Below are 25,691 nucleotides of genomic sequence, written 5' to 3'. Positions count from 1 at the left end.
TGGTAATCTTTGACATGACCGCCTCCCATTAAGGATTGTTGCGATCCCACCTTGGCACAGCGATGCCGTCGGGGGGCGGTTACAGCATCAAAGCCCGTGGTCAGCCTGCCTGCAGCGCAGCGCGACTGACGAGCTCGGCCCGCCGGTCAGCGCGAGGCCCGTCGTGAGCTACACCATCAGTAGGGACATCATCATCGTTTTCCGGCGCGTTGGCGTGGATACTGACGGACGAAGATCCGTTACCGAAGTCCTGAGCCTAATCGTCATCCGGAAAATCATGTAAGAGGCGAAGCGGGCGTGGTGCGGTTTGGTTTCGACATGGCCTTCGCAACAACTTGAGGGCGGCGGTGCCAAGACTACCCGGATGGGTCAGATCAGGTCCATGGTCGTTCGCGCCAATTGGAACCCCCAGTCCGATGGCCCGACGTGCAGCTCGGCCTCGCACTGGAGGTGACGATAGTCCGCCGCGAATGTGAAGATCACGTCCATCGCCGCGCCGCCGAACGTCTGGGCAAAGGAATGCGCCATGGCATGAGCCATGACCCGGGCGGCCAGATCCCGTTTTGCCTGCGCGGCGTCGTCGTCGAGACGCTGGGTGATGATGCGATGGTCCTTTTCCGAAAGCGTAAGAACTCTGGCTCCCCAGATGATGTCGCAGTCGCTCTTTTGGGCCCAATGAAGGTGCAGCCTCTGGAGGCTGTGGTCGATTTTGATATCCACAGTGGCTCGTGATGGATTTGGGAGCGTTGCGAGACCCTGCCTGAGCCGCGCGATCGTGGGATTTTCGAGCCTTAAAGGTTGGTCGGTTTGCGTCGTTTCGAATTCAGCCATGACTTTGCGCAGCCCTGCCATACGCGCGAGATTGAGCGACCGGGTGAGGTCAGTGTTCTGATCAAGGCTGCCGGGGCGCCAGTCCAGCGTCGGAATGACCGAATTCCGCGTTTTTATGTGCGGCGGTAGAACCGGCACCGACGACTCGAGGCTGTCGGCAATGAACGTCAAGATTTCGGCTTGCAATTTCGCCGCTTCGTTCGTGTCCCAGATCCACGCCGCACCCGTTTCGATCTGGAAAGCCCGCGCGATGGGCTCAAAACGGAGTTTGCCTATTTCATCCCCGTCGCTCTGTGACACGTGAACCGTCCGGGGCCTGAGGTTCTGGATCCAGGCGGACGAGACAAGACGCGACCAGTTTTCGCGGTCCTCGCCTGATGGCGGTCGTGTGCGGACCGGCGTGTTGGGCGGCAAGGACAGGGTTTGCTCTGGATTGGAGAAGTCTGCGAGAGTGATCATGGCTGGCCCATCAACAATTGCCGCTTTTGCCGTTCGGTCAGGTCTCCGGTTTCCGTATAGCCGGTCTGGGCCTGCCATGCGCTGATGGCGGCACGGGTTCTCGGGCCAGTGATCCCGTCGATTTTGGCCCTGTAGTGACCAAGATCGGCCAGGGCTTTCTGGACGGTCTTCAACTCGTCCTGCGCCAGCTGAAGGGGGGTCGTGTTATCCAGACCCGCCAACACATTCGTGGGCGGCGTGGGCGGCGTGGGCATCAGGGTAGCAGGGGACGACGGGGCGAGAACCGCAGGCTCAGCCACCGGCGGCCGGCTCTTCGGACGGAGTGGGTTGGTCACGGTCTGCGGACGGTGGGGCTCCGCGCGGTTTGCGTCAAGGAACGGCCCGAGGAGCGGAGGCAGAGATGCAGACTGACCGGCGGTTTTGCTGATCGCACGATCTACGTCGATCCGGAAAAGCGCGCGCGCGCCTGCAAGGATGACCTCTCGGCCCGCGGTCGACGCGATCATGCCTCTGGACGGCAATGCGGATCCGGACGGCGCGGTCAGTCCATGACCGTCCTGATCCCGGATCTGCACGGTGTCGCCGGTGGCCGTGATCAGCAGTTGTGGCGCGATGGATGCGGGCTCGGACGCGCGAAAGCGGCCGCGATTGCGGATATCGACGGGGATGGTCGAGACAAGGGTGTCGTCCAACGCGTCGCAGGGAACAAGGAATTGCACGCGGTCCTCGCCCATCTGTACGGTGGTCTGAACCGCATTCCCCGTCACGGCATCGACACGCAGGATATCGCCTCCATCAGCCAGGCGCACCGGCAGGTCCGCAAGGGCGGCACAGGAAGGATCGCTGGCTTCGCCAACCGCAACCGGCCCCGCCCTGGTCAACAGAACCGGGTTGCCCCGACCGTCGCGAGCAAGGAAACCCGGTTCGGCGCTCGCATGGATGTCTTCCGGCCCGGATGGCCCTGACACGAGAACGCCGGTGCGGGTAGGTGCGTACAGGCGACCATCTTCGGGATGTCGCATCGGAGCAGCCAGCACGAACAGATCGTCAAAGCGCCCTTCGGACAGGTGGCGGTTCATCGGAATGCCGTTCCGCGACAGCCCGTTTGCTTCGGCACCGGTCCGGCTGACATACCAGTTCCAGACGCGATCCGCGCCGCGCCAGTCCCGGCAGCGGGATTGGCGGGTGATTGCTCCGCCATTGGTCATGGCAACTGTCGGAGTGCCTTCGGCACAGAGGACCGGCGCGCCGTCGATGAAATCATGCCGCAGCGCGGTTGCCTGCCTTGGGTTTGCCTCGGGGGCGGCGCGGGTTGCGCTGTCCACGTCCAGCGCGTCGGCCGAGTGCCGCCACCAGCCATCCGCCTGCGTCACGAGCTCGATCATGCCGTCAAATGGCGCGGCCAACCCGGCGTAGTCATCCACCGACAGACGGCCTCCGGACAGGACCACGTCTTCGTCCTTGAAGGTGATCGCCAACTTTGCGGCGGTCGGCCCGGCGGCCTGTCTTTCCCATTGCCAGATCGGCGTATCAATGAGGACCCGGTTGTCGTTCACATGCGCAGTCGTGGCTTTGAAGGCTCCGGCGTCAGTCATCGCAATCGGGTTACCCTTATACGCCTTTCCGTCCTCGCAGAACAGCGTTACCGGCTTGCCCGGCTCTTCCGGGACGGACTGGATGGTGCCGTCATGCGCTTCGACGAGGCGGGCATGGCAGGCCGCGAAGCCGTCCCGATCAACCGGTGTGCGCAGGATTATCGCATCCGGATCGAGCCTGCGCACACCGGTGTCCCACGAAAAGACGCCAGCCGGGGTGTAGATCTGCAAACCGTCCTCACGGTTGCCGATGGCCATGGCGTTATCAATGGCAAAGCGCCCGTTGCGTGCGCGGACCTCACGCCAGAGATCGTCCTGCCATCGATAATCAAGCTGGAGCCGCCTTTGGTGAAGTGTCATGCGCAGGCGTTTGGCTTCCCACGGAACGGCTCCGGCCATACGCGCGGCGACGGCCTCGGCCTCAGGCTCCGGTTCCCAGGTCCCGCCGTTCCAGCGCCAAGCCCGGTCGCCCCCGACGTACAGCCCCGAAGCCAAGGTATCGCCGCGCCCAAGCTGTGCGGTGTCCGACTGGCAATGAAGCCCTGTTGCTCCGGTGACCGGTGTCAGCTGGGTGGGGATGCCGTTTGTCACGAGGGACACGATGTCGTGGCCGGACCACAACTCGGCTTGGGTCCCAAAGCAGCTGATCCGGGCGTGGATCTGGTCATGCGGGAAGGAACCGTCGCTGATCTTGGGGACCGCCATCAAACGGCTACCGGACGCGTCCAGATAGGTGCCGTCGACCGCGCCGTCGGTCTTCCACCAGTGCCACAGAGAGGAATGCATAAGGGCACGGCGTTCGAGCGACAGGGGGGCGTCGGCACATGGGACCGGGTCCGCCGTGCCAGAGGCGAGCTCGAAACATGCCGCGCCAGCTTCGGCGATCAACCGATCGGGGTTGCTGTCGGGCCTGCCAACCCGGCTGAATGGCAAAGGAGAGCCAGACGCATCGGTCCCGCTGTAGAGCACATCATTGCGGAAGGCTCCGGGGCCGGACTGGAGCCTGCGCAATCCGAAATCCGTGGCCAGCAGCAGAACGTCTCCTTCGGCGGCCATGCCTCTGACGGTATCGAAGGGCATCTGTCTGCCGCGCCGCCACGAAAAGGTCTTGTATCGATCCCGACCGTCGCGGTCTCTTGCTTTCGCCTCGAACTTCCCGTCCGCTCCGGCAAACGACACCCGCAATGCACCGGTATCGACGGCTGTCCGGTTCTGCCACGGGGTCTCGTCCGCCGCAGGCGCGCGCCACAGGCGGGCGCCTCTGTCCCACACCACGCGACCGCCATCCGTTTCCGCCCAAATCACGGACCGGCCCGGGGAAACCCCGAGCGAGTCGAGCCGTGTCGTTCCGGGATCGGCGGCGACCGGCGGCGCGCCGTCGATCAGCGAGGCAAGTGTCGGAAGACCCGCGTGGGTTCCCGCAGCGGTGATCACCACCGGCCCGGCTTCGTTCGCGGCAAGTGCCACCAGCCGGTCGGCGTCGAAGGCCAGACCGCGCCGGGCCGTCTTCCAGGCGTCCTCGGACGTCTCAGGGGCGATCGTGGTCACGCCGGTCCTGCGAAGCCAGAGCCTGCCGTTTTCTGTCGCCAGCGTTTCGGTGAACCGCGGCGGATCGGAGGCTTGCCAGCCGACGCCGCTCAGGCTCTGCCAGCCAGAGGGCGTCGCGGCCTTGACGACGGGTCCGTCCAGATCGACGGCGCTTGTGCCATCGGGAACGGACTGCCCGTCCTCGAACACAAGAGCAGGCACCAGACCCAGCGGCCCCAGGGTTGCGACACGGCCTGTCGCCACCGTGACATCGTTGCGGATATCGTGAAGGAAGCCCCGCGCGGCGAAATCCGGCATCGGACGACCGGACACTTGATAGGTTGCCTCCAGCCCGCCGCCGCGAAGGGTCTCTGTCAGGCCCAGCGCTCCGTGGGAGAGACCGAGGACATTCGTGTCGGAGGACCGCTGCCCGGTGACGGCATCCATCCCGCCCTCGGCAAACAGGAAACGACGGTGGGCCAACCCCACAGCCTCGGGCAATGGGGCGATGCTGACCGGTTGCAAGCCCGCGCCTTGCACGAAATGCCAAAGCCCGTGCGCGTTGATCAGGGCAATACGGTCCCGGCCTACCAAGGCCGTCCGACCCGGAGCATCTGGCAGGAAGGACCCCTTCGCGATCGCCTGTCCGGGGGACATGGCGTGGTCCTGACCAAACAAGACCTGCGAACGCTCTCTGTCCCACGACACCCAGGGGGTTTCATACGGCGGGATCGGGAGAGGACGGCCTCCGCTGATGGTTTGGCCGGGTTTTTCATCGCCGGTTCTGACGGAAAACGCGTCGTCCGGTTCGAGGTCGAGCGAGGGCGGGGCCAGCCAGAATTGCCCGTCTATCCGGGTGACGAGCCGCGTGAGGTCTTCGAGTGTGGCTTGATCGGTTGTGGACACTCTCAGACGGTCGGACCAAGGGTCTGCTTTCGACGTCTTGCCGCTGGCGGGATCGACCTCATAAATCGCCTTGGTCGTCAAAATCCGCGTGGTCTGGCCATTGGATGCATCGGCAAGCAAGACCTCGTCGCGTGCCAGCGCAAGATCGGTTTGCAGATAATGCCTGCATTCCGGCGCTTTCCACGTTTTGCCAAGCCCCCAGCGTTTGGCCAATGTCAGCGCCCTGTCTAACGGCGCGCAGGGCGCGTCCCATTCCGCGGTGATTTGCCCATCGGCCGCCTGCGACCAGAGCACCGAAACAGTCGATCTGCCCTGCCGTTCGAATTTTCCGGGGGCGATCTTGACCGGATCCGGGACAAAGGCTTCGGTCACGGGGGCAGATGGTGTCCCATTGATCGTGACGACCCGCCCGTCGGGCGCCAATCCCCATATCCCGCCGTCGGTGGTCATGGTTGCCGCGTGCAGGTCGGCCTCGGCCTTTTTCGGATTCTGCAACGTGGTGTTGTCGGTCCCAAGCACCAGAAGTCCGTCCGGCGTGGTGACGCCCATGTGGGTGCTGCTGCGTACAATGTCAAAAGCCGACGCGGCAATCTGCTGCCAGACGCCCTTCGTTTCGCGAAACAGCCCACGCCCCGGCGCTTCCCAGAAATACGTTTGTCTGGCGAAGGAGAACAGTCGGCTCTTGTCGGTCATCTCTGCATCGAAGGCCATGTCCGATTGCCGGTTCTCGCCGTCGATCCGGACGAGGCGGTCGGGCAAAAGCAGGAACCGGTCGCTTTGACGGATGCCTGCGGCTGCGCGCAGCGCATCGGGTTCGACGCGAAACGGAGGCCGTGTCCTGGGGTCACAGGTTTGCGTGGCATCAAGGCCCGGCTCGATCCTGCATTCGTAAAGCACCAGAGCTTCGTCGATGCGCCAGAGGCGATCAGACGCAAGGTGCCAGCTTTTGTCTTTGGCGGGACTGTAGCTCCATGACACGCTTTCGAGGGGAGCCTGCCTTTGCCTCTGAGCAAGTGTCCTGTCGATGACGTGAATGCGGGTCGGTTGCGCGCGCGGTCCTTCGATCAGAACCAGATCATTTGCCTTGCGGACGAAACCGAGGGTTCGGTCCTCTTGCGGTTCGGGCAAAGCAATCCGGGCGATGGGGTCGCGCCCGGTGGGAGAGAAAAGTTCGAGATCGCGGCGGCCCAGAAACGCGATGAACGCCGGAGCCATGGCCATGTCCACAAGGGCTTTGGGGTCCTGCTGTGGCCTTGGCAAGACCGGCAAATCCAAACGGCGCAAGGGGATCGCGTCACCGTCCAGAAAGCCGCCATAGCCAATGCCGCTGTCATCCCAGACGGTTACGCCCAAGGTGTCCACTGCATCTGACGTGAGGTCGATCTCTGCAGCATGGGACGGCCGGCCTTTGAGAGTAGTCGTGCTCCAGAGGCGGCTGCGCAGATCATAGTGCCAGACCGCGTCGGGGGCGAGCATGGTAAACCCGTTGTCCCGACTGAATGCTCGCCTGAGCTCGATGCTTTGAGGCGTCGCATTTCGTGCGGGCTGAAGCGTGGCCTCCACCCCGTCCCATCGGCGCAGGCGCCCGCCGGTCTCGAGCAAGAGAACCTGCCCGCCGGTCCGGTCCAGCGTGATCTTGGCGGCCTTCAGCGTTATGCCCCAGTCAAGATCCTGCGGGGAGGCGTCACAGCTGTGAGGGGTTGGAATGGCCTCGAGCGGGATCGCTTGCATCAGGCCGTCATCGATCAACACCAGATTGCCGTGCAGGATCGCCAGCTGGGCCGTGTCAGAAACCCCGCGTTCCGTAAGCGCCACCCAGCGGCGGAACCGGGGATTGTAGATTGCCAGCCGGTCGGTCGTGGCGACGAACACCCGTTCATCCGGTAAGAGCAGCGCATCGACCAGTGTTCCTCCCGGAGCTTCCCTTCCGCGGAAGCGACACTCGACATTGCCTTCGCGCGACACAGCATAACGGCGCCCGTCCTCTTCGGCCATGTAGACCAATCCGTTGCCGGTCATTCCGGCAGAGAGGACACGCTCGCCCTTTCCCGAAAAAAGGGTGTCTCCCAGCATCAGGCGGTCGTTGGAAAGCCACATCGGATCGCTGCTGCCAGCACCCAGAATGCGGACGGACCCGCGCCCATTGGCAAAGGTCGGCCCCATGCGCCTGTCTTGCGGCAGGTAGGTCATGACCTTGCCGTTGCCGCCGAAATACACGCGATCGCCATGGGCATAGGCGTCTTCGATTGTGTCGCTGGACAAATCGGCGCCCGCGACGCTTCCGGTGACCGGTTGCCACCCCTGGTCATCCTTCACCGCCGTAACGATCCCATCCGGAGACAAGGCGATCACCGACCTTCCGCCCAAGGCGAGATCGGCGATCCCTTCATCCGGGCCTGCGTACAAGTCTGACCAGCTGCGCGCGCGTGGATCGTATCGGGCTATGTTACGACCGTCCGAAAAGGTCAACACGCCGCCCGCGCTTGCGGCCGTACTGGGGATGAACCCGCTCGGAGCCTCCTGACCGGTCAGGGCGACAGGAGCACGTCCACCACCGCTTTCAAGCCGCCACGGCCTTCCACGCCGATCTGTAATCCACAGGTTTGGACCATCGGCAGACACATCGCCGATGTCCGGACCGGGCGATGTGCGTTCTTCGAAAGTCAAGGTGTGGGTCGGCCATTCGCCTTGCATGCCGCCTTCGAAAATCCGCCCGGTCGCAAAATCGATCAGCCAAAGGGTGCGGTCCGAAGCCCGTAGTTCAAGCCGGGAACGGGACACGTTCGGTGGCAGGTCCAAAGCGATGGTCTGGAAACGCCGCTGAGCAGGGTCATGCAGGATCACCTCGTCGTTTCGCAACCCGATGAGCGTGTCTTTCCAGAAAGTGGCTGCGGTTATGCCATCCAGACCCGGAAGAGCCGGATCCGAAGGAAACAGGGGCTCGGACCCCGATGAGGCCAGATCCACCACGGTCCCGTTTGCCAGCAAGCCAAACACGGTCGCGCCGGATCCGGGAAGGATCTGACGGACCTTCGCGGGAGCCTCCTTGCGCCAGATGACCGAACCGCCCTGAACCTTTCCGACTTCGGATCCTGCGGAATACAGGATTGTGCTCCCGTTTGCCCCGGCATGAAACGTGTCCACGGCCGCGTCCACAAGCATTGACCAGTGGCGCTGCTTCGGATCGTAGACGTGGATACCCGCTTTCCCGAGCACAACGAATTTGCCGTTCTGCAAGGCAGCGTGCTCCACCGCCGTGTCGGACAGGTCCGGACTGACGTTGTCCTCTCCGACGAGCGTTTGGACAGAGGCGGGTCCGCGCGCGGATTGGATCGTCAGGCATGACGCGCCGCGGTCGCAGGGTTTGGACGTCAGGATAAGCACCTTGCCCAGTGTATCGACCTCCAGATCCAGGACGTCGCCTTCGACGCCTCCAACCGGACGACGGGTGCTGGGATGCCTGGGGTCGATCACCTCCAGACCACCGCTGCCGCCGATCCAGAATAGATCGGCCGCGAAAACCAGATGCTCGGGGCGCGTGACAGCCCCGGTCTGCGCGACCGAAGACCACGTGCCGTCGGTCTGATCGAACAGACCGACGGCGTCGTCTTCGGTCATGGCCAGAACCCAGCGCCCGTCGTCGGACACGGCCCAGACCGAGATTGCGTCCTGCTCGACGGGCGTGCCATTCTGGCGTTCCCACCGGCTGTCGGACAGGACAACATCCCAACGGCCGCCGCTTCGCCGTGCCAAACCGCCCTGATCGGTGACAGCGAAAAGCGTCGAAGGCGTCTGGCAGTCCGAGACATTAGAACAGTCAGTCGACAGGAAAGACAGTCCGCCCGAGAGACCGCCTGATCGGGGCAGGGTTTCTTCGGTGAACAAACTGGTCTCCATGTCGTAGGTCTGAATCGCGCCGTCCGCCCGACCAACCACGGCGGTCTGTCCGCTCCGGACCATGTCGACGATGGGCGCATCCGGTGTGCGATAGTCCGCGAGCTTCCTTGGGTCGTCGATCTCGGTCAGGACCGGAGGATCGAAATAGCCGCGCGTGTCGACAATGCGGGCAAGCACCCAACCGCCTGTACCAAAGGCCAGAATGGCCGCCACAAGGAAGAGCCCCAGACCGGGGTCCATGCGTTCGCGCACGCGGCTGATCCGAAGCCTTGCCTTGGCCTGCGCGGTGCGCGCCGCCTGCGCGTGGTCTTTCAAAGAGCGTGACCCAGGACCGGTGCTCATACGGCGTCTCCCGTGTAAAAGTCGCCATGGGCGAATCCTTCGCCGCGGTCCCGTTCCGAGCGCAGGCCGTCGAATGCTTCCTGAAACAAAGCTGCCGGGGCCGAGACATTGGCCGCAGCCTCTGCCGAAGCCGCCCAGAACGCGAAGGCGCAAAGATCTTCCGCTTTGGCCAAAACGGCCACGGTCTCGGCCCTGCCGCAAAGGCGTTCGCGCGCCCAATCGTCGAAGAATGCCAAGAACGCGCCGTTGCCAGTGGCAATCGTTGCACGCGTGGTCAAGACGATCCGGCCCGCCAGCTCTATCACGTCACCGGTTTCACCGGCGGTCCTCAAGTCCGCCGCCCAACGCAACGCCTCACGGATGCCCGGCAAGTCGGGCCTGGCCTCGGTGAACCGCCGAAAAGGCTTCAGGCGGTCCGGGGCGATCTTTTCTATCCTGTCGGCCATACGCTCGGCGTGGTCAATCCTATGTTGCGGATCGAAAGCCGCCAGCCCGAGGGTGTCGATCACCGCAACAAGATCGCGCGGCCGCGGTATCCCGATCCGCAGGCGCAGCTCTGTCAGGTGGCAAAGGCGGGCGTAGAGCGTCGGGTCAGACCCCGGCGTAAGGTCGCGCGTCAGAGCGAAAAGCGCGTCCTGACGCAGGTCGCCGATCAGAGTTTCGGCCAGCCCCATGCGAAGGCCGGTCCAGCCCAGAAAATCGTGCCACGCCACGATCACGCCAGGTGCCCGAAAGACCAGAAGACGCAGAAGCGCAAGTTGCCCGGTCCGCACCGGGCTTTTCCAACCGACGAATTCCACAATGGCCAAGGCTGCAATGCAGGTCAGGGCCGTGGCCCAGATCAGGGCGTCCGGAAACAGGGCTGTCCAGAGAGCCCCCTTCACCGGCAACCACACGGTATCGTGCAGGATGTACAGCAGCCGGGCCGGTCCGTCGGGATTGAACCAGTCGGTCTGGATTCCCTTCACGATCAGATAAAGAATCCCAAGGACAGAGCCAAGCGCCAGATTCCGGGCGATCCAATTGCGTCGCCGCGTGTGGCGGACGTATCCGGCGCGAAGCAAGGTGGACCTGCCCATCGAGCCGGGTCTGTGCTGACCGCTGCTCACGGCGTGCTTCCGGGTATTTGGGTGCCGAACGTCGATGAGGCGGACTTGGCCAAACCTTGTATGAAGCGTCGAATTGGATCTTGATATTCCCACATGAGCCAGCTCAGAGCCGCGAAGAACAGAAGTATGACCAGGCTGAGCACGACGGGTTTGAACCGCCGCCAGAGGTATATCCGACGCAGGAGCCGTCGATGCTGCCGGTGCTTGTCCAGGATCGGTTGCAGGCGCAGCGCGACTTCGCCCCTCACGAGTTGAGCGGCGGCGATCGCTTGCGCATAGGGCAGGCGGCTGCTCAGCGTCTCACGCAAATCCCGCACGCGGTAGGACCGCCTGTCCGGTATCGGGGGAAGCGGATCCGCCAGTTCTGCCTGCAACTCCTGAAGCGATGCGTCGAACAGTTCGGGCAGGGGGATGATGTCCGTGTTTGCCATCCTCAAAGCGACCTGAGCTTTTGTTCAAGCGTCTCTATCTTTTCGAGCTCGGCGCGGACTTTCTCTTCGGCCTGTGCCATCGCCTGATCCCCGAGTTCCAGTTCCGCAATCAGCGAGGCGACCATCGCGAACCGTTCGTCCATGAAATCCGGAGCGAGATTCGTCAGAGCCTCCCCGTCCTCATTGGCCTCTGTGGCCATGTCGCGGACGGTTGCGATCCGTGTGTCCATTTCCGCAATGCGCGTCTTGACCTCGGTCAGATATCGCCGCCCCAGTCTGAGACGCTGCGTCGCGGTCTGGATCTCGGAGACGATATGCGCCAGGACCTCGTCGATCTGGGCCTGGACGGTCGACTGTGCATCGGTCCACGCCGCGCGCAGATCATCGCTGCGCGCCTGCGCCTCGGCGCGAAGAACCTCGGCGGTCTGGCCTTCATAGAGGTCCTCGGCGAGCCGGGACAATGTCTTGCGATCGGCAATGCGCGGCGAGCGCACGACCATGTAGTCGTTGATCCAACGCAGGGTCAGATGTACGGGCTGGAACCAACGCGCATCGAGAAGTTCGATCTCCATGTCTGCGCCGCTCTGTCCGGGCGGCGAAAAAAGAAATACCGGTTGTGCGCCGTCCGCGTCGAGAACCGCCGACGCATCCGCAAACAGGTTCCCCAGCAATAGGCGCAAAGTCTCGTCGAGCGTGCCTCCAAAGCTGTCGATGGCCGGTATGAGCCGCTGATGGACCGGCGTGAAAACCCACGTCTGGGTCTTTCCGGCGCGTCCCAATGCCTGCGCCGCGTGCGGATCGAGCCAATAACGGATCGGGTGATTGTCCGTCTGACCTCTCCAGAAGTGTTCCCTGAGCAGGCCTTCGAGGGCCAGAATGGCAGGATCGTAAAGCAGGAAATGTGCGGGCTCGGCGCGTCCTGCGGCGTGACCGGCCGCGTAGCGCAGATCGGAATTGTGCAGGATATCGGTCGGCAGTTTCCGCAACGCATCGACAAGCGCCGGAAGCTGCGCGTCGGTGAACCGCAACAGACGCATCTGCGGCGCGGCGAGAGCGCGGAGCAAGGCGATCTGCGCTTCCCGTTCTGCGATTTCCTCACGCAGCCCTTCGATGTCAGGCTCGCCCCGCATGGCATCGGGTATGGTTTCGAGCGAGACCCGATAGCCCAACGGGAAATGCGCCGAGGTGATGTGCGCTTGCAGATCGCGTTGCGCCTGCTCGGACGGGATGGGCCGCAAAGGGGTGACCGACAGCAGGGTTTCGGACGACGTCTGCCGTGCGATCTCCTCGACCGGCGTTGCCGCCGGTTTTTCCGGAATTGCCGCGAAGCGATAGTCGCGATCACCCTGCGCCACGATGATCAGATCATGATCGTCGGGCAAAAGGCCCAGCGTTCGCATGGCGGCGAGAAGGGCGCCGACATTGGGCCGGGCCTCGCCGGGGATGGATCGGCGCCCGTCGATCCAGACTGTCCCGGAGGAGGTCTGGACCGGGGCCAGCAAATCGAAATCGCTCGGCTGTCCTGCACGTAGCCCCTCCAGTGTCGCGCCATCGTCAGGGTCGTCCGACAGGTGGACCGCGGCGAACACCGTTTCGTTCTCAAGATCGAAAACCGACAGGGACGGGCTGCGGGATCGGCGCATTGCCTGACTGACGGGATGCGCCAGATCCGGGATGCGTCCAAGGAAAACGGCCAGATGGTCCTCATGCCGCAAGGCGATGTCGGGATTGGCCGGGACACCCGCTGCCACGATGCCAAGGATCATGGCTCCGGGCAGGTCGATCGTGGTGCTCATGTCCATCGGCTGCGCGGCCTGACGTGATGGGTCGTGGCTGGTGCGGTAGAAACCGGCAAGGGTCTCGCGCAAGCCCGTTACCGTTTCGCGCGGCATCATGGGCTTGCTGTTCCAATGGGGCAGAAACGGGCGCACGGAAAGGTCGTCCTCGGCGACGAAGCGCAACCCGCCGCGTTGGAAATCCGCCGCAAGAGGCGCCAGCTTGCCCATCCATTCGGTCAGGTCCTCGGCCGTCACCCACGGCAGCGGGAAGCCCTGGGAAAACCCGTATTTCGCTCTATCGGGCATTGATCGCCTCCAGAACGGCAGAGATGATTTCCGCCGACATCGCACCGACGAGACGGCCGACCGCTTCGCCCGCAGGTAGATCGTCGTCGATCGCAAGATCGACCGAACCGCCGGGGATCAAGGAGCCTGCCAAAGAAAAAACCGCTCCGCGGGACATGGCGCCTTCGGGCGGGATGAAGCCAATTATATCGAAATCCTCTTCCAACGTTGTGCGGAGCGCCGCGCTCAGATTGGATCGAACGGAGGCGGCGTCGCCGCGGGCTTGATCCGCGAGCGGACCCGACGACGGAAACGTGACCAGGGCGATGCGGCGCGCATAGTCCATCGGCCTCGGGGCCTGCGTGGCGTGCAGGGAGGAGCGGGGCTCGCGATGTCCGGTCATGGCGATCTGACGAAGGGCGGCCTTGGCCATGCCACTCCAGACGACAGCCGCCGGTTCCTCGGCATCGGGCACATCGCCCTGAACGGAGGACAGCGTATCGACGAGTCCGGGCATCAGGTCGGATCGGAAAAGGCGCATGCGGCGGACGGCGCCCTCCATCAGGAGAGGATCGAGACCAGAGGGAAAGTCCTGCGTTTCCACCCGTAGAACGGCAGCCGAATGGCCGGCTTTCCCGATTTCGGACCAAACCAGATCGCTTTTCTCGAGGCCGATCTGGGCCAGAAGGATTTGCAGGCGTAGCGCTGCATCGGCCCATGCGGCCTTGATGATCGCTGCGGCGTCGCGGTCCCTGGCCTCGCGTCGGTCGGCCAGCGTGATCATCAGCACATCGCGGCGGGGTTGCCGATAGGGCGGACGGTGACGCACCAGCAACCCTTCGTGTAAGATGCGGTCGGCCAGCATTGGCGGCGGGAGAACCAGTTCCGACATCAAGGCGTCGTTCAGATCTTCGAGACTGGTCGAGCTCCGGAGGCCGGTCACGCCGCCTTCCTTGGGACGCGCGCCGGACCGTTTGCGCTGCGACTTGTTGCGCACCCGTTTCAAACGCCGTGACAGACGAGCCGCTTCCGGCAGGATCGGTTCGTTTTCGAAAAGGAGACGGACGAGAAGCGGTTCGGGTTCGAAATGGGTTGGTCCGGTCCGGCGCGCCTGTACAGTGTGCAAGGCGGATCCATAGAGCCTGAGCGCGGCCTCGGCCCAGAAACCCTGACCCATGCCGTCCATATCCAGCAACAATGCGTCAAGCTGCGCCCGGTAGCTGGTCTGCCAGTTGCCCGTTGGGGACGCACCCAAAGGGGTCTGACCGGGCAGGGCGACCGCTCCACAGCGTTGCATGGCCTTGCGCAGAAGCGGTTCGGCGACCGTGGTCATGAAGCTCGGCACTGATGCTTGCCAGAACCGGGTTGCTCCCAGGGTCCGGGCCTGTCCCACGGCTTCGCCCGCCAATCGAAAACCCGCGCCCCAAAGCCGAACCTCGGCAGGCGCGTCGGCGCCTTCCAGTTCTGCCAGTGCCTCGGCCATGTCGAGCGTCAGCGCGACATGGCGTTCGGCAAATGCCGCAATAAGGGCGTGCGGACGACCGCCTGAATTGACCAGAGGCGTATTTCGGCCGTCTTCGATCCAAAGCGTCACCGCCATGCCAGATTACTCCAGATGAGCGCGCAGCTTTGCGACGGCGCTGTCATCTTGTTGATCCAGCCCGAAATCCAGAATGATGCCAAGATCAGCGGGTTCGATGCGCGCGGACGTACCGCTCTGCGTTGCCCGCAGCAGGCATTTCGCCAAAAGGGCATTGCTGAATTTCACCATGCGACGGTTCGACATCTGCGACAATTCCTTGCGGCGCAGCTCGGCGGTCAGGTCGGTGAAGCGGTTGAAGATCGGATCGGCGGGATTGATGCTGAGCGCGTTCGCCTTCGTCATTGCGTCGACATCGGCGCGGAAGCCATCGACCTTTTCCAGCAGGCCCGCAAAGTCCGTCCCGTCTTCGACGGGCGTCGCATGGGTTTCGCCCCACGCGGATCGAACCAGCGCCGAGATTTCCTCCGGGGTCGCCGGGACGTGATCCAGACGGCAGCGCAGCAGGAACCGGTCATAGAACGCCTGAAGCCCGTCTTCGCGCGGCGTGTGGTTGGACGCCCCGAACAACAGCCGCATCGGGACGGCGTGGAGTTTGCCTCGGTCATGGAATTTGCGTTCGTTCATGAATGTCAGAAGGGCGTTCAGGATCGCGCTGGAGGCATTGAAGACCTCATCCAGAAAGACGACCTGAGCCCGTTGCATCATGCCGGAAGTGTCCCGCTCGAACTGCTTTTCCTCGCCAAAGAGCTTCGCCAAATCGTAATAGCCAAACAGCTCGGATGGTTCGGTGAACTGCGTCAGGAGGTATTCGAAATACGCTTCTTTCTTGTCCAGTACCGTTTTTTCCGGGTCGGAGCGCGTGTGCAGGGCGTCAGCGGGGACGAGCCCGAGCACGTTGCAGAACGCCCGGATCAGACGCGATTTTGCCGTCCCCGGCGGGCCAAGAAGGACCATGGGCTCGCCGGTGAGGGTGGCCAGCATCATGCACTCGATGCTCTTGTCCATGCGATAGAACCGGGCGGAGAGCGTGTCTTCCAGTCGGTTCATGAGCGTTAGGGTCTCGTGGTGTTTTTCGCGGAGCGCGTTCAAGCCGTCTGTATTGAACATTTTTCTGGATCATCCACTTGAATTACGCTGCCGACTGCAACGAAAGGAAGACCTCGGCGAAGGCCGGGCATTCGTTTCGCCAATCCGCACGGACTATGTCGGATATGCTTTGTTCGGAATCGAGCGGATTCGCAAGGAATTGCTTGATCGTGTCGCCTTGTAGGAGCGGCCCTAAGGAAAATCTGCTATCGGCAATTGCCTTTCGCAATAGCCAGATATCCCAGAACCCGGCCCAGGACGGCTCGGATGCGGCGTTCCGTGCCGTCTCGGCCAGCCGGTCCCAGCCGATCGATGGCAGGTCATTCGGCCGTTCAAAGCCAAGCGCGAGCACGAAGATCGTCTGCCAAGCCACCTTGACGGATAGCATATCGTCAAAGTCGATCAGCACCCGATCACGCAGCGCCTCGAAAATGCCCCGCCGAACAGTGCGGTGATAGTCGGCAGAGTGGAAAGCCGAAAAAGCAAGCGGGTGTAACAGGCTACCCATCGCGGAACTGCCGGCCTCCGCGGGTTTCCGGCGCACCGTCCGACGCCAGAAACGGCGCAAACCGTCCCACGCGACATCGCGGCGTCGCGGTGCGATGGGCGTCGCCAGGAGCGACCGATTGAAAGGGTCGGAAGGGTGATGGGCGTGAAACGGAAATGCCTCGTTCAGGACGACTTCGCCATGCCGCACGACCAACCCGGGACGGTTGTCGTACATCACCGCCGATCGAAGGGGCATCAGGTCAACCGGGTCTGTGGTCTCGGCGATCAGCAAAAGGCTGGCAAGGGCCCGTGTTCCCAGGAATTGCAGAGCTGCGATGGAGGGCCGAAACTGCTCTCCGCCGAAGGGGAAATAGGTGATGGATGAATGCGCGTTTCCGATTCCATTGAATTGGTATGGTTTCAATTCGGCCTGCCTTTCACCCACAATGCAAGACCCAGTGAGAAGAGCGCCAGACAGATTGTTAATGCGTGCAGCGGGACTTTGCTCGGCGGGCTGGCAACTTCTGCGACACGCGGTGCCGCTACTCGCAGATCGCGACCACCTGTGATCGTGATCATCCGAGACAGCGCCTCGGCGTCGATGCCGGAGTCGAACCGTTCGTCTCCTCCGGCCATAGCCTGTCTGGGGCTGCGCGCAGGTATGGTGGCAGGGATGATCTGGTCGTCTCGTCCGGGTTCCGACAGGATCAGCTCTGCATCGAGCGGCTCGTCCGACATGCGAAGGGTCAGGGAGGTTTCGAACCGTCCCGGCGGGCCCGAGGGTCTGAAGGACAGCGGTTGTTGTCCCTGGCCTGCAATTCGCAACGTTCCCGATACGCTTTCCGGCAGGCTCTGATCGTCCGGCTGGGCGAGGGTCAGGACAGAAACCGTGATCTGGTTACCGGTCTGTTTCGCCCGGATGTCGAACCGGTTCGGTCGGCTCCAACCGAGAAGCCGCGCCAGCACGTCCTGCAAATCAGAGGGTGACACGGCATCGGGAAGCGCTGACAGGAAAACGCCGGTTGCCGTGCCCGGCTGGTCCGGGTCGCGTCGATACACAAGGACGGGGTCTGGCGGGGGAGTATCGTGCAGGCTCAGGACTTCGGCGTCGATACGCGGGTAGGCGATGGCGATACCGGGCAATTGATACCCGGTCAGTGGAGCGCTGGTGCGTGCTGCAATCGGCCGAAACCAATCGGGTCGGAAGTAAGCCTTGCGCTGTTCCGGCTCGAAATAGTCCATCTTTATCTGCCCGACACCTTGGCCTGCGTTCAGCATGATCTCTTCGCCCCAGTCTGCGACCCCCTTGGGAAAGTGTGCGCCTTCCGTCGAAAGCGCCGTCGTGTAACACTGCGGGCTGACCTTTGGCACGTCGAAGACACCGTCCGATATGAAGAAATAGGCGCAATAGTTCGATCGCATCCGGGCCGCGCGCTCCAATGTGGACCCCGGTGCAGTGCCGCCCCCGGCCGTGAGACCATTGACAAGCAATCGGGCGGCATCAAGGTTTTCCCGCGTCGCCGGGCGTTGGTCAAAGGTCCTTTCGGTGATGTCGGAAAACGCCAGAACGGCGATCGAATCCTGCGGGCGCAATTGCTCCAGCACGGCAAAAGCCCCGGTCTTGGCCACGCCAAGGGAGCTTTCCATCGACCCGGACACATCGATCAGGATGACGATGTCGCGTCCCGGCGGATCGAGGATGAAACTGCGCGGATCACTGTCCACCGGCAAGATCGGGGAAAGGGCCGTCCCTTTCCAGTCTCCGATCACCTGCGGGTCTTCGACAGAGCCTCTCAAGCCGCCGTTGATCAGCAGAATACCCGTCCGACTTGCGGAATTCAGCAGCTTTTCGGAGTAGTCGCCGGGGAAGGATGACGGCGGCAGGGCGTCGATAACCACCAGATCGAAAGCATCCGGATCAGGGGCCGCGTCGGGTTGGGCGCGGTGGATTGACCATGCCGTCGGGTCCAGCGCATCGAACCCCCGCCCATCGCCGAACAGCAGAACCTGCGCCGGTCCGCGCACGAGCGTGTAGAGGACGCGCTCCTGCCGGGTGTCTCCTGTGTCGAAGGCAATTTTCAGGTGCTGCAATCCGCGCGCGGCGAAGCGTTTGGAGACATGCACGGGCTGTGCGCGCTCCTGCCCTACGATATCGACCTCGGCCTGCCCGAGATCGGGATCGGTGACGCGCAGGGTCCCGCCGCCCAGCACCGTTCCGCGGACGGTGGCGTCTCGATTGATGTGTTGCTCGGGGGCCAGATCGGCCGAGATCAGCCCGAGGCCCGGAGCCCCCGAGCCGACCGGAAGGACCGAGATCGGGATGCCCGACGCGGCTGCCCGGACAAGGGCTTCGTCGAACGCCGGTTCGTCGAACAGCCCGTCCGTCACCAAAAGAACCTGTCCGCGTCCACCGGCTTTGCGGATCTCGTCCAGCGCCCTGTCGATGCCAAGTTCACCCCGACTTTGCGTGCCGGGGGCCGCGACCTGAACCGAGCGGACCATGTCGGGCAGGCGGGACAACGGCTGCTGACGCGCAAGAATGCTGGCCGCTTCGGAAAAGCCGATGACCATCCCGGACCATGTTGCGTCCTGCAATTCGTCGTCGAGGGCCTGCACCCGGACCGCCAGTGTCTCAAGCGCCAGTCGCGCGCTGGCCAAGTCTCGCCACACGCTTTCGGACTGATCGACCAGCGCGACCACAAGCCCGCTGGTGTCGTTGTCGGTGGGTTCCGACGTTTGCCAAACGGGGCCGTTCGCCGAGACCGCCAGCAGGGCGGCGGTTGCGGCCATGGCCAGCGCGGACACCGCCTCGCGCAGACGGTGCTGCTGCATCGCGCGGGCCGTCAAAATGACCGAAACCACGAGAATGGCCAACGTCAGCCAGTCACCCCAAGCGGTCACCCCGGCCGCGCAGAGGATCTCTCCGCCAGCGACTTTCATACCGTAGAAAAACCCGCAGATCATCGTACCGGCTTTCTGGTCAAGCTCCGTGACAGAAGCCAAAGGCGTTCGGCCAGGATGGAAACCAAGGCGAAGAGCAAGAGCCACGGCCAGATTGGCGTGTCGCGGGTGATCTCGGCCGACTGCATCGAGAAACGCACCTCGGACGGCGCGGAAAGCGGCCTTGCGGTGTCGCTTTCCTTCCAGGCGGTTTCGATGTCGGTGCCGTCCGGGGTTTTCCAGATGGGGGTCAGCTGATGATCCCCGCGCTGCGTCAGCCTTTGAAGGCCGGTGTAGAACAGGGTCTGGGAAAGCGCCTGCACGTCGGGATCCCTCGTCAGGACGGGCAATGGCAGGATTAGACCCGGCGGATTGTCCCGTCGGGCGACGATGACTGCGCCATCATCCGAGGTCAGCTGCGGGATGAACCCGGTCGGCAACGGGGCCGTCAAACCTTTGGGCAGGTGCCGTTCCAGAACGTCGAAATTGAGCGGATCGAACAGGGCCGGGTCTTCGACGAAGGCTCCGATCCGAGGTTCCACCGCCTCGTTGGGCCATCCCTGATAGGCCAGCAGAACGGCATTGCCCTGCGGAACCGGATCAACGGAGGTCAGCTCCATCACGACAATATCGTCCTCAGCTTTGCGGGACCCGGCGGACACGGCGGGCAGGCCGGAGATGCGCCAGTCGATCCCGATCTTGTCAGGGGTATTCAGCGAGAACCGGAGGTGATCGTCCCCGACGTAGGCGCCTCCCTTGTCCAAAGCGACCTCGAATGTTCCACCCCGGCGGACGTCGAAACTGGCCAGGTATCGACCGGCGCGATCAATGGCCTGCATAACCATGGGCCGGGTCATGCCGCCCGGGCCCTGGACCGTCACGACGGGGGGCGGCATGTCACCGTAGGTCTCCAGCGTCAGGACGACACCGGCGGGCCTGCCGCCCAGCTGAGGCGGACTGTAGGCGACACCGACAATGCCTGCGTTGGGCTGGGGCGAGCCCACCTGCGCCCAGATCAGCTGCGGCGCATCGGTCGGCCGGTCAACGGCGGGCCGGGGCAGGTCCGTGAGCACGGCGACATGCGTGATGACGCACAGGTCAGGATCGGCCCGGGCCGCTTGCAACAAGGCCGGGATGTCGCCTGCTTCGGGCCGCACCCGGGCCGCGTCGAGGTGATCCGGCTGCATCCGGCTCACGTCCGCGCCGACCTGAAATGCGTCGACACACACCGTACCCCCTTGGGCGGCCTCGGTCGCTGCCTCGAGGATCGTTTGGGCCAGACCAAGCGCGCTGTCGAGACGCGTTCCCATTTCGTCCTGAACCCCCATGCTGTGCGACACATCGACGACGAGGCGAAGCCCGATGTCTTGTGGCGCGTTGCTCGTGGACACGCGGACATCCGTCAACAGCGCCGCAAGGCACAGCGCGACCAGCAGAAGATGCAACCAGAATGGCAGGGACCGGACCGGCGGGATCGGCGCGAACCGGGGTTTCGGCGACGGCTCGTCCGGTGGATCGGGCAGCAATCGGGCGAAGGACAGGCGCACCCGGGCCGGGGGGCGGCGCTGCATGTACCAGGCCAATGCCGCAAGCCCCAGGGCGGCTGAAATTGCGACGGCGATCACACCACACCTCCACGCGCCGAGACCGCCCGGAACAGATCGCTGGTCAGGAAAGTCGCGCGAAAATGATCTGCGAGCGTGGTTCGGTCGGGGGACAAGGGCCAGACGAAGGGACGCTCATACAAGATCCCGGGGCCGCGCCACCGGTTTTCATGCGCGGCGCGCAGGGCATCCAGGCGCATGCGAAGGTCGCGCACGAGCTGCGAGTCAGGCGTAAAGACCGCATCGCCAAAGCTGCGGCCTTCGGTGTCCGACACCTTGACCCCACCGGTCGTAGTCAGGCTGGCCAGTTCGGCATCGACCGTATCCAACGGCTGAATGATGACCTGACGCCACGATTTCTGAGCGTCCTTTAGGAATGCGCCGACGCTGCCGTCCTCGTCCGCGAAAAGCAGGTCGGACAGAACGACCACGACGCTTGCAGGGAACAGGTGTCGCCGGAGACGGTTGGGCTCGAACACCGGTGTCGCGTCGAGCGATGCCGCGGATGAGGACCACAGGTCCTCGGCAAATGCCTCGGCGGCCGACGCGCAGGCCCGGCCCGAGACAGAGACGATACGGGAGTTGGACGTAAACATGCGCGCAAGGACGATCGAATCTCCGGCCTCACCCGCGACATGCGCCAGCGCCCGCAGCGCCCAGAGCGCAAACAGCAGTTTCTCGGCCGGGTCCGGCAGGCGCATGGCCGCCCGGTCGTCCACGAGGATCATCAGATTGGCCTGTTCCTCGGCTTCGAACAGCTTCAGAACCCAGTCGCGGGCCGGGCCTTTCCGGGCCGAGGCGCGCCAATCGACCCGGCGAATATCATCCCCGAGTTGATAGTCGCGATAGTCGCGGAACTCCAACGATTGACCGGCCCGACGCCGGAGATGGCTGCCTACGCCGCGCATCGGGACCGTCTTGCGCAGCCGCAGGCGCGCGCGCGACAGGTGATCCGGAGACAGGGGGGGATCCGTCATTCCCATCGTCAGGCCTTCAGACCGCGCGCGACAGAGAGATCTTGCTCGAACCGTTCGTCGTAGCCTCCCGGGTCTTCTCCCATCCGCTGGTCCGGAGCCGTGACGATGGCCAGCGCGCGAATGAACGCATCCGTTGTATCCGCTTCGGACAGGTCGACCTGATCGTAGGCATGGTGCAGTCGGACACGATGGCGCAGCGTCGGCAGCAGCACCTGAGCCAAAGCGGGCCTTGTATGAACGCCGCTTTCCATTGCCGTCTCGGGCGGGGTCAGGACACAGGCCGCCCAGCCGAGCACGGCCTTGGCCAGCGCCGTCGCTGCCCTTGGCCCGAATGGATATTCGATCCTGGCGCAGAGCTCCTCCAGGTTTTTTAGCCGTTTCGAAGACACGCCCCTGACCTGATCGAATGCGCCATTGCTGGCCTGAACGATGTTGACGATATGCGTGTGGATCGAGGGCGGGATCGGGGTCGACAAGGCGGCGCGGCGCGCTCGGTCAAGGTTGCGCAGCGCAGTCTTGCGATCATGGGGCGCGTCGTTGCCGGTTTCAGGCATCGCCAACAGTCCCAGTTCTTTGCCGATGATCGCACCGATCACCTCTGCGTCGGGCATGGCCATCCGGATCTTGAACAGAAACCGGTCAAGCTGTGCTTCGGGCAGATTGAAGGTTCCGTCCTGGTCGATTGGGTTCTGCGTCGCCATAACCATGAACGGCGTCTCGACAGCAGTAAGCCCCGGTTCCTGCCGGGTCAGCCGTTTCCGTTGTCCAAGGACCGTAACCTGCGCTTCCGCCATCGCTTCGAGCATGGCAGCTTGAGTCTTCGGCGTGGCGCGGTTGATTTCGTCGGCCAGCAGCAGTTCGTGAAAAATCGGCCCCGGCTGGAATTCGAGACGGTTGGACCCGTCTTGAGCTGGCATCAACGACCCGGTGATATCCGCAGGCATGAGATCCGGCGTGAACTGAATCCGTCCCACCGCCTGCGGCCCCAGACCCAGCGCCCGGGACAGGGCTTTCACCAAAGCCGTCTTGCCGAGCCCCGGGTTGCCCTCCAGCAGGACGTGCCCGTCAGCTAACAAGGCCACGACGAGGAACCGGACGATATCATCCAGACCATGCATGCCAAAGTCGTTCACTCTTTGGGGGATGGACCTAAGATAGCCGATATCATCGGCCGTCAATTCCCTGCTCATCCTCATGTCTCCATTTTCAGTCGAGTATGTCCGCGATCCATGCGGGAATACTCTGGTGAACCGGTGGCGGCTGGGCACCATCCGAAGGTGTGTCGCGCGGTGCCGCGATCCGGTCCGAGATCAACGGCGGCGATTGGCCCGGTTCCGCAAAAAGCGCGCCTTCCTGCCGAACCTCCAGTTCATCTTCCGATGGCAAGAGCGTCTCGATCGGTACGCGGACATCGCGTTCCGGTGCATCCTCTTGGGTGACCGCAGGATCGCCAACGACAGAGTCGGATTCGGTGTCGCCAGGCGTGTCGCGGATTTCCGATGGCGCCGGCCTTGGACCGTTCTCCGGCGGTGCCGGGTCCGGTTGCAGCGCATGTCCGCCCGGTTCGAACCCGTCAGCCGAGCCCTCTGAGAGACCCTCATCAGACCTTGGCTGCAAGTCCTCGCGAGACCTGCCGTCAACGTTGGCTCCCACGTCCTGGGACGCCCCTTGATTGGTGCTTTCGGCACGCTCCTGACTCGCATCGGACCGCGTTTGGGTGCCCTGCCCAGTATCGTCCAATGCAGCCTCTGGGCGGTTTGTCCCGCCGTCGGAACCTTCGGACCCTCCGGTCACTCCAGACGGCTGTGGCCCGTCGGACGGGTCGCCATTTTGGTCCGCCCCTTCGGACGGGGTTTCCGGCTTGCCTGATTGATTGCCGGACGTCGCCTTCTGTCCGTCGTCGGCGCCCGGAGTGCCGTCATCGGCTTCGCCTGCGTCAGGCCCTGCGTCTTGCCCTTGGGGGCCAGTCTGGCCCGCCCCGTCTGCCGGAGAGGGTTGGCCTGCATCAGATGCCGTGCTTTCCGATCCGGAGCCATCGCTCGCTCCGCCGGCTTCATCCCCGGATTGCGCATCGCCCGATTGACCTTGCTCCGTGGATCCGGGAGTGGTGCCGCTTTCGGTGTTTCGGTTGTTCTCCGCACCAGCCCCGCTGTCAGAGCTGTCCGTTGCGCCTGCGCCACTTTCGTCCTGTGGCGCGTTGTTCCTGGTCCCGTCTTGCGTAGCGGAATTGTCGTTTCCTGCGCCGTTTCCTTGTGCCTCGCTGGACGGCTCACCGGAATCTTCGGACGCAGACGCTGCGTCGTCCTGATTTCCAGTCGTCGAGTTGCCCTCGTTCGACCCATTTGGGTCGTGATTTTCATTTGCAACGTTCTGTGGATCGGGGTGTTCCTGTTCCTGGGCGTCGGGGCCGAGAAAGTTGTCATACAAGGCGGTTGGGCCCGGAATGTGGGGCAGGACTCCGTCGGGAAGGATCAGCGCAAACGCCCACGCCAGCAGGGCCATTGCAAACACAGCTGGGCCGAGAGGTCTCAGGCCACGAAGCCTCAGGACAAGATATCCACGCGGGTCTCGGATGGTATTGCGAAGCGGAGGCCTGAGAAGTCCTCCGCTGTCCATGGCCGCAAGGAAATCCAGAGCATCAGGCGTTATGCCATTGCCGTGTGCAGCGACGGCGAATCCCGCGGCGCGAACGCGTGGATTGAAACGCCAGCCTCGGGCAAAATGGACAGTGTCCACTGCAGACGCATTCTGCGCCGTGATCGCGCCGGGAGAAACGAAGGATAGAATACCGGCATCGGACGATGCACGTCGCACCAAAGCGACAGGCAATGCCGAGACCGCAGGGATCAAGAAAGCGCACAGAATGGCTGCGAGTATCGGGTATCCCGGCATCGCAAGTGCCGCACCTGCCGCAAGACCAAGAAAGGCAGCCACCCAACCCGCCTGCGACGCGGCGAAAATTCCACGCTCCGCTGCGCCAAGCGTCCGTGTGAAGGCCGCAAAACCGATGATCTCATCGTGGTAGGAACGTCGAGCCAATTGACGACGAAGCCAAAAGATCAGCACTGAAAGCAAGCCTGCAATCCCGGTTGTCGCCGCGAGAAGCGCAAGCCACTCCGGGCTTGAAACGGGATTGAAAACTGCCAGAATCGAGATAGCTGCCGCGGCAAAACCGGGAATCAGAAAGGTGAACACAGGACGCAGATCCAAACGCGTCAACTGTCCGAATTTCAACCATTGCCGGAGCGGCCCGGCGATCAAAACCTGAATCCTTCCATCCAAATAACCAATTCCTTGCCCTTCTTTTCAAACTGCCGCACTTTGGCGACAGGCTCAAGGGAGAGATCAGGTTGGCCTTCAGTTTTCGGCGTTCGGTCAGAATTGCACCGGGGGTGCGGATAAACCTGTCGAAATCGGGCGTATCGACAACGATTGGACCGCGCGGTGCGTCCCTGAATTTCGGCAAGCGAGGCGTCTATGCAAACCTCGGCTTCCAGGGACGGGATTGTCCTATCGCAAACGATTGAAATCCGCGCCGAAGCCAAAGGTGATTGCCCAACCCGAAACGGTGCCGACGCCCCGTGCGTCAATCGCGGCAACCGGGCACATCCTGCATTTGTCGCGGGCGTGCCGACGCCTCGAAAATCATACTCCGGTCAGAATGCGGTATGTGAAAGTTCAGAACACGACGATATCCGGCCACGACGAGAACCGAGCATGAAAGCCCGGTTTTCCGCCGTGGTACAGTTGGACAAGACACTCGCAGGCTCCCCTCGCGACCGATTAAGCCCGTACGGGGCTTTGATGCTGTAACCGCCCCCCGACGGCATCGCTGTGCCAAGGTGGGATCGCAACAATCCTTAATGGGAGGCGGTCATGTCAAAGATTACCA

14 protein-coding genes are annotated in these 25,691 nt (G+C 63.4%); 1 reads left to right on the top strand and 13 read right to left on the bottom strand.

Annotation, left to right across the window (positions count from 1 at the left end):
- Positions 1-369: 369 nt before the first annotated feature.
- Genes C8N44_RS21100 through C8N44_RS23225 form a run of 13 tightly spaced genes read right to left on the bottom strand, consistent with a single transcriptional unit; the run spans position 370 to position 25,081 of the window.
- Complete coding sequence (locus tag C8N44_RS21100; RefSeq protein ID WP_107978745.1) at positions 370-1,290, bottom strand: hypothetical protein; 921 nt, start codon at positions 1,288-1,290, stop codon at positions 370-372.
- On the bottom strand, positions 1,287-9,557 hold the full coding sequence (locus C8N44_RS21095; protein ID WP_107978744.1) for a peptidoglycan-binding protein: 8,271 nt from the start codon (positions 9,555-9,557) through the stop codon (positions 1,287-1,289). The genes C8N44_RS21100 and C8N44_RS21095 overlap by 4 nt, the downstream gene beginning before the upstream one ends.
- Complete coding sequence (locus tag C8N44_RS21090) at positions 9,554-10,666, bottom strand: hypothetical protein (protein WP_146178894.1); 1,113 nt, start codon at positions 10,664-10,666, stop codon at positions 9,554-9,556. Before C8N44_RS21090 ends, C8N44_RS21095 begins: the two co-directional genes overlap by 4 nt.
- Positions 10,663-11,097, bottom strand: a complete 435-nt coding sequence (locus tag C8N44_RS21085) for a hypothetical protein (RefSeq protein ID WP_107978742.1) — start codon at positions 11,095-11,097, stop codon at positions 10,663-10,665. Before C8N44_RS21085 ends, C8N44_RS21090 begins: the two co-directional genes overlap by 4 nt.
- A gap of 2 nt (positions 11,098-11,099) precedes the next feature.
- Positions 11,100-13,181, bottom strand: a complete 2,082-nt coding sequence (locus tag C8N44_RS21080) for a hypothetical protein (RefSeq protein ID WP_107978741.1) — start codon at positions 13,179-13,181, stop codon at positions 11,100-11,102.
- On the bottom strand, positions 13,171-14,760 hold the full coding sequence (locus tag C8N44_RS21075) for a hypothetical protein (protein WP_107978740.1): 1,590 nt from the start codon (positions 14,758-14,760) through the stop codon (positions 13,171-13,173). Before C8N44_RS21075 ends, C8N44_RS21080 begins: the two co-directional genes overlap by 11 nt.
- 6 nt (positions 14,761-14,766) lie before the next feature.
- The gene (locus tag C8N44_RS21070) at positions 14,767-15,810 is read right to left on the bottom strand and encodes an AAA family ATPase (RefSeq protein ID WP_107978739.1); all 1,044 of its coding nucleotides are present in this window, start codon (positions 15,808-15,810) and stop codon (positions 14,767-14,769) included.
- Positions 15,811-15,832: 22 nt separating this feature from the next.
- On the bottom strand, positions 15,833-16,702 hold the full coding sequence (locus C8N44_RS21065; protein WP_107978738.1) for a hypothetical protein: 870 nt from the start codon (positions 16,700-16,702) through the stop codon (positions 15,833-15,835).
- On the bottom strand, positions 16,699-19,242 hold the full coding sequence (locus C8N44_RS21060; protein WP_107978737.1) for a vWA domain-containing protein: 2,544 nt from the start codon (positions 19,240-19,242) through the stop codon (positions 16,699-16,701). Before C8N44_RS21060 ends, C8N44_RS21065 begins: the two co-directional genes overlap by 4 nt.
- Positions 19,239-20,843: a vWA domain-containing protein gene (locus tag C8N44_RS23475; RefSeq protein ID WP_158274120.1), complete on the bottom strand. Its 1,605-nt coding sequence runs from the start codon at positions 20,841-20,843 to the stop codon at positions 19,239-19,241. Before C8N44_RS23475 ends, C8N44_RS21060 begins: the two co-directional genes overlap by 4 nt.
- Complete coding sequence (locus C8N44_RS21045) at positions 20,840-21,799, bottom strand: DUF58 domain-containing protein (RefSeq protein ID WP_158274119.1); 960 nt, start codon at positions 21,797-21,799, stop codon at positions 20,840-20,842. Before C8N44_RS21045 ends, C8N44_RS23475 begins: the two co-directional genes overlap by 4 nt.
- An 8-nt stretch (positions 21,800-21,807) precedes the next feature.
- Positions 21,808-22,989, bottom strand: coding sequence for an AAA family ATPase (locus tag C8N44_RS21040; protein ID WP_308421259.1), 1,182 nt, complete (start codon positions 22,987-22,989; stop codon positions 21,808-21,810).
- Positions 22,990-23,005: 16 nt separating this feature from the next.
- Positions 23,006-25,081, bottom strand: coding sequence for a hypothetical protein (locus tag C8N44_RS23225; protein ID WP_146178892.1), 2,076 nt, complete (start codon positions 25,079-25,081; stop codon positions 23,006-23,008).
- A 68-nt stretch (positions 25,082-25,149) separates the two neighbouring features.
- Between C8N44_RS23225 and C8N44_RS24215 the strand changes: the two genes are divergently transcribed.
- Positions 25,150-25,326 (top strand): DUF4236 domain-containing protein, encoded by a 177-nt coding sequence (locus tag C8N44_RS24215; protein ID WP_210204209.1) that lies wholly within the window; start codon positions 25,150-25,152, stop codon positions 25,324-25,326.
- Positions 25,327-25,691: the final 365 nt, after the last annotated feature.

The organism is Allosediminivita pacifica, from assembly GCF_003054175.1.
GTDB lineage: Bacteria > Pseudomonadota > Alphaproteobacteria > Rhodobacterales > Rhodobacteraceae > Allosediminivita > Allosediminivita pacifica.
This window is presented reverse-complemented; position numbering and strand designations above follow the sequence as displayed.

Bases quoted from the DNA above. Each gene is read 5' to 3' on its own strand.
- C8N44_RS21040 (WP_308421259.1), bottom strand. From the start codon at position 22,989: ATGAGCAGGGAATTGACGGCCGATGATATCGGCTATCTTAGGTCCATC.
- C8N44_RS21100 (WP_107978745.1), bottom strand. From the start codon at position 1,290: ATGATCACTCTCGCAGACTTCTCCAATCCAGAGCAAACCCTGTCCTTG.
- C8N44_RS21075 (WP_107978740.1), bottom strand. From the start codon at position 14,760: ATGGCGGTGACGCTTTGGATCGAAGACGGCCGAAATACGCCTCTGGTC.
- C8N44_RS21095 (WP_107978744.1), bottom strand. From the start codon at position 9,557: ATGAGCACCGGTCCTGGGTCACGCTCTTTGAAAGACCACGCGCAGGCG.
- C8N44_RS21045 (WP_158274119.1), bottom strand. From the start codon at position 21,799: ATGACGGATCCCCCCCTGTCTCCGGATCACCTGTCGCGCGCGCGCCTG.
- C8N44_RS21070 (WP_107978739.1), bottom strand. From the start codon at position 15,810: ATGTTCAATACAGACGGCTTGAACGCGCTCCGCGAAAAACACCACGAG.
- C8N44_RS21080 (WP_107978741.1), bottom strand. From the start codon at position 13,181: ATGCCCGATAGAGCGAAATACGGGTTTTCCCAGGGCTTCCCGCTGCCG.
- C8N44_RS21085 (WP_107978742.1), bottom strand. From the start codon at position 11,097: ATGGCAAACACGGACATCATCCCCCTGCCCGAACTGTTCGACGCATCG.
- C8N44_RS21060 (WP_107978737.1), bottom strand. From the start codon at position 19,242: ATGATCTGCGGGTTTTTCTACGGTATGAAAGTCGCTGGCGGAGAGATC.